The following is a 4,858-nucleotide window of genomic DNA, read 5'->3' as shown; positions in this document are numbered from 1 at the left end:
GGCCGCGGTCGGGCTCGACGCGCTCGCCGTCACCGACCACGACGAGATCGACGCCAGCATCGAGGCGGCCGAGAAGGCCCCCGACTACGGGCTCGTCGGCATCGTCGGCATGGAGGTGACCTCGGCGGTCGGCCACGTCCTCGCGTTCGGCATCGAGGAGCGCGTCGAGAGCGGGCTCCCCTTCGACGAGACGCTCGACCGGATCCGCGACCAGGGCGGGATCGCGGTCGTCCCCCACCCCTTCCAGAAGTCCCGCCACGGCGTCGCCGCGCACATCAGCGACGAGCAACTGGCGAGCGCCGACGCCCTCGAAGTGTACAACTCCCGGCTGTTCACCGGGCGCTCGAACCGGCAGGCCGAGAAGTTCGCCGTCCGCCACGGCCTGCCGATGACCGCCGGCAGCGACGCGCACATCTCCGAGATGGTGGGCCAGGCGGTGACCGAGGTCGGCGCCGACGAGCGCTCCGCCGCCGCGATCCTCGACGGGATCGCCGACGGCCGGACCAGCGTCGTCGGGAAGCGCACCCCCTGGCGCGTCTCGCTCCGCCAGTTCGGCGGGGGCGCGAAGCGCCGCGCGCTCCGCGCGCTCGACGCCCTCCGGTGACCGCGATGCCGAACTCACCCGCGTCCGACCTGCGCGGCGCCGCCCCGGACCGCGTCCGAGCCGCGCTCCGCGACGCCGACCCCCTCCCCGGCGGGCGCGGCTTCGCCGGCCTGCTGGCAGACCCGCCGGACCGCGAGGGCCCGGTCCTGGTCCGCGACGTGCTCGGTCGACAGCCGCTGTTCGTCGAGCGCGAGGCGCTCGACCCCGAGTCCGACCGCCGGCCGACGGAGCCCGGCGCGTGGAGCTTCGATCGGGCCGACCTCGACGACCCCGAGCCGGTTCCGGCCGGGAGCGTCGCCTCGGCGGCCGGGACGGAGCGCGTCTGGCGGCTGCCCGACGCGGATCCGACCGCGGACCGCGACGCCGCGCTGGCGGCGGTCGACGACGCGGTGAGCGCGGCGCTCGACGATCTCGACCCGACTCGGTCCGCGAACGGCGCCGAGAGGGGCGGCGACCTCGCGGTCGCCTTCTCCGGCGGCGTCGACTCCGGGCTCGTCGCGGCCGCCGTTCCCGAGGCCCCCTGCTACGTGGCCGGCTTCGAAGGGAGCCACGACGTCGCAGCCGCGCGCGACGCGGCGGCGGCCATGGAGCGCGACCTGCGCGTGGTCGAGGTCACGCACGACGATCTCACGCGCGCCGTCCGCGCGGTCGCGGCCGCGACCGGCCGCCGGAACCCGATGGACGTCGCCATCGCGGTGCCGCTGTTCCTGACCGCCGAGGCGGCCGCCGCGGACGGGTTCGACCGGCTCGCGGTCGGGCAGGGCGCCGACGAGCTGTTCGGCGGCTACAGCAAGGTCGTCGACCCCGCCGAGGACCCCCGCGTCGAGTCCGACACCGTCCGCGGGGCGCGGACCGAGACCGTCCGCACGCTCCCCGACCAACTGGAGCGAGACGTCCTCGCGCTCCGGGCCGCCGGCGTCGAGCCCGCGACGCCGCTGCTCGACGACCGGGTCGTCGCCGCCGCGCTGGCGCTCCCCGGCGACCTGCTCGTCGACGGCGAGGAGCGGAAGGTCGCGCTGCGTCGGGTCGCGGCCGAGCGCGTCCCGGCGTCGGTCCACGCCGCGGACAAGAAGGCGGTCCAGTACGGGACGTACGTCTCCCGCGAACTCGACCGGCTCGCGCGGCAAGCGGGGTTCAAGCGGCGGCTGGACGACCACGTCGGGAAGTACGTCGAGTCGCTGTGCGCCGAGGAAAAACCGGCCGGTGAGGGCCGGAACTGACCAAGTCGCCGCGCGGAGTACCAGTCCTGCGGCCGACGCCCGATCGATCGGGCGTCTGGGTACAGATCGACAGGACAGCTATAAAATCCGGGCAGTAGCGACAAATATGACACTCCCGGGAGCGGGTAGAAAACGATCGTCCGCGGACGGAGGCGATTACTGCCGAATCGAACCGATGGGGACGCGCTTTGCCGGAGAAAGTTCACGACCATGCGGCGGGTGACCGACGGGGTCGCGCGCCCGACGGGCGGTCGCCCCGTCAGCGGACGAGGTACGGGTCGCTGCCGGCGATGAACCGTCCGAGGTCGCTCTCGCGGCGGAAGTCGGTCGACCGGAGCTCCCCGAGCGCGTCGACGAGCCGGTCGGCGTCGCCGTCCGCCCAGTCCGCCGGGTCCTTGACCGGGACGACGAGCCAGCCGGCGCCGAGCAGCTCCTCGCCGTGGAGCGCGTCCATGTCGATCTCGGTCTTCCAGGCCCGCGCGGTGTAGGTCTCTAAGACGTGTTCGGTCGCCCGCGCGCCGACCGGGAGCAGCACGTGGGCCGCGATGGCGCGGAGCTCCGCGTCGAAGAACCGCTCCATGTCGTCGTAGGCGTCGTCGTCCGGCGGGCCGTCGCTCTCGCACATGTGGAGGTACGAGAGGAACGTCCGGTCGGTCGAGACGGGGTCGACCGCGGTGGGGTCGCCGTCGGTCGCGACGCCGTCGGGGGCGACGCCCTCGGCGAGCCCGGCGATCAGTCCGGCCGACTCGAGCGCCGACAGGAACGCGGGCGACCACGGCTCGCCGGTGAACGGGACCGCGGCGGCGGTCCCGCCGTGGACGCCGGGACGGTCGCCGACGACGTGGAAGTCGGCGTTGGCGTCGCCGTAGCCGGGGACGAACGAGGGGCAGTCGGGGCGCATCCCGAAGGGGTTCCGGATCCGGTCCGTGACGTTCTGCACGTCGACCCGATAGGCGCGCACGGCGTTAAATCCCGTTCGGTCCGGCGCGGGGCGACGGGGTCAGCAGGGCGGTCGGCGAGGCGGCGACGGACTCGCGCGGAGGGCGCCGATGCGAGGCGCACGAGCCGGCGTGGATTCGCATAAGTTACGAGAATAAACTCGGTCTGGCCGGCTTGGGATACGCGACGATCCGCGCGGAACGCGGGAAGTTTCAGGATCGTTAATTTATGACCGAAAACCGCAGGACTGCGTCCGGGTCTCTTCGACGGCGGCCACGGAAGATATTTATACATCCCCCGGTTGGGGTGGGGCAGAAGTCCAATGTTCGACCGCATCCGAACCGCGGCCCTCTTCGGGCTGCACCAAGCGACCGTCGCCGTCGGGATCTCGCTGTTCCCGGTGGCCGTCTTCGCGCGCCGACACCTCGGCGTCAACGTCCCCGTCGGCCGGCTCGTCGAGACCACCACCGAGGCGTGCGAGACCGCCGCCGAGGAGTGATCGCCCGGCCGTAGCCCTCGTTTTGCGAAACCGACCCGCCGCCGAGCGACGGCGCCGTCGCGCCCCGCGGCCCCTCGCCGCGTCGCCGTCGCCGCCGAGACGCTCGTCGGGCCGCCGTCGGGCGGTCCCGACCCGGCGACGGATAGGCCCGTCGGAACCGGTCGGCGGCCCCCGAAGGGTTGCCTTTATCAGCGCGCCGGGCCAACGAGCGTGTAATGCGAACACCGACTGGCGACCTCTCCGACGGGCCGGCCGCCGACCTGGGCCGTGACCAGCCCGTCTTCGGACCGGAGCTCGGCGAGTTCGAACACAGCGACCGCCGCGCCGCGAAGGCGGAGGGCGAAGGCGAGATGAAGACCGGGACCACGACCGTCGGCATCAAGGCCGACGACGGCGTCGTGATGGCGACCGACATGCGCGCCTCCCTCGGCGGCATGGTCTCCTCGAAGGACGTCCAGAAGGTCGAGGAGATCCACCCGCGCGGCGCCCTGACCATCGCGGGCTCCGTCTCGGCGGCGCAGAACCTCATCTCGACGCTCCGCGCCGAGACGAGCCTCTACGAGGCCCGTCGCGGCAAGGACATGTCGATGGAGGCGCTGTCGACGCTGACCGGCAACCTCCTCCGCTCCGGGGCGTTCTTCGTCGTCCAGCCGATCCTGGGCGGCGTCGACGACGAGGGCGCGCACATCTACTCCATCGACGCCCTCGGCGGCACGACCGAGGAGGAGTACACCGTCACCGGCTCCGGGTCGCAGTACGCGCTCGGTGTCTTAGAGCAGGAGTACGACGACGACGTCACCATCGACGAGGCGGAGACCATCGCCGCGAAGGCGATCCAGTCCGCCGTCGAGCGCGACCTCGCCTCTGGCAACGGGATCAACGTCGCGGTCGTCACCGACGACGGCGTCGACATCACCCGGTACAAGGACTTCGACGACCTCCTGTAAGGCCGACGCGGCGGCCCCGGCGACCGCTTCTCACTGCGATTTTCGACCGTCCGCGAACTCCTGAGCCGCCGCGCTATCGCGTCGCCGTCCGTTCGCCCGCGAGTCCGGTATCCGACCGTACCGAACTCGCCGACCGTACCGGACTCACCGACCGTACCGGACTCACCGCCGGAGGCCCGGCGGCGCGCGGATCCCGTCGCCCCAGTAGAAGCGCGGGCCGAGCAGGAGGTAGCCGGCCGAGAGGAACAGCAGCGCGAACGCGAAGCCCTCGCCGATCCACGCCGGGAGCGCGTCCGTCGCCATGTGGCCGGCCGGGGTGAGGATCACGGCGGCCTGGACCACGCCCATCACGAGCGCGTCCTGCGCGTGGAGGTCGGGGTACGTCACCGTCGACCCCATCAGCAGCGCGAACGCCGCGGTCGCCGCGACGAGGAGGAGCGGGGCGGTGTAGCCGGCGATGACGGCGGCCGCGAGCACCGTCGCCGCCAGCGTCGTCGGGACGCCGACCGTCTCGCGGGCGCCGTCCTCGTCGACGGTGTAGAGGCCGAGCCGGGCGACCGCGGCGGCGACGAACAGCGCGCCCGCGCCGACGCCGGCCGCGACGAGGGCGGTGTCCATCGCGAACGGGTTCTCGAACTCCGTCTGGTTC

Annotated in this window: 5 protein-coding genes and 1 pseudogene; 4 read left to right on the top strand and 2 right to left on the bottom strand. The window is 73.0% G+C overall.

Going from position 1 to position 4,858, the window contains the following annotated elements; all coding sequences use genetic code 11:
* On the top strand, positions 1-604 hold a 604-nt coding region (locus EXE44_RS16000), incomplete at its 5' end, for a PHP domain-containing protein (RefSeq protein ID WP_137717922.1).
* Positions 605-609: 5 nt separating this feature from the next.
* Positions 610-1,824: an asparagine synthase C-terminal domain-containing protein gene (locus tag EXE44_RS15995; RefSeq protein ID WP_137717921.1), complete on the top strand. Its 1,215-nt coding sequence runs from the start codon at positions 610-612 to the stop codon at positions 1,822-1,824.
* A 259-nt stretch (positions 1,825-2,083) separates the two neighbouring features.
* On the opposite strand, the gene EXE44_RS15990 is transcribed toward EXE44_RS15995, so the two are convergent.
* Positions 2,084-2,764 carry a uracil-DNA glycosylase family protein gene (locus EXE44_RS15990; RefSeq protein ID WP_137717920.1) on the bottom strand — a complete coding sequence of 227 codons (681 nt, stop codon included), beginning with the start codon at positions 2,762-2,764 and terminating at the stop codon, positions 2,084-2,086.
* Positions 2,765-3,085: 321 nt separating this feature from the next.
* Here EXE44_RS15990 and EXE44_RS20875 point away from each other — a divergent pair, with 321 nt between their 5' ends.
* Complete coding sequence (locus EXE44_RS20875) at positions 3,086-3,262, top strand: hypothetical protein (RefSeq protein WP_167551900.1); 177 nt, start codon at positions 3,086-3,088, stop codon at positions 3,260-3,262.
* A 215-nt stretch (positions 3,263-3,477) separates the two neighbouring features.
* Positions 3,478-4,209: an archaeal proteasome endopeptidase complex subunit beta gene (gene psmB, locus EXE44_RS15985; RefSeq protein WP_121561789.1), complete on the top strand. Its 732-nt coding sequence runs from the start codon at positions 3,478-3,480 to the stop codon at positions 4,207-4,209.
* A 162-nt stretch (positions 4,210-4,371) separates the two neighbouring features.
* Here the strand turns inward: psmB and EXE44_RS15980 are convergent.
* Positions 4,372-4,858: pseudogene (locus tag EXE44_RS15980) on the bottom strand (phosphatidylcholine/phosphatidylserine synthase); the annotation flags it as partial.

Source organism: Halorubrum sp. SS7, assembly GCF_005435055.1.
Lineage (GTDB): Archaea > Halobacteriota > Halobacteria > Halobacteriales > Haloferacaceae > Halorubrum > Halorubrum salinarum.
This window is presented reverse-complemented; position numbering and strand designations above follow the sequence as displayed.

What these genes read in the sequence shown, in the direction of transcription:
- EXE44_RS15995 (WP_137717921.1), top strand. Translation starts at nt 610, where the DNA reads ATGCCGAACTCACCCGCGTCCGACCTGCGCGGCGCCGCCCCGGACCGC.
- EXE44_RS20875 (WP_167551900.1), top strand. Translation starts at nt 3,086, where the DNA reads ATGTTCGACCGCATCCGAACCGCGGCCCTCTTCGGGCTGCACCAAGCG.
- psmB (WP_121561789.1), top strand. Translation starts at nt 3,478, where the DNA reads ATGCGAACACCGACTGGCGACCTCTCCGACGGGCCGGCCGCCGACCTG.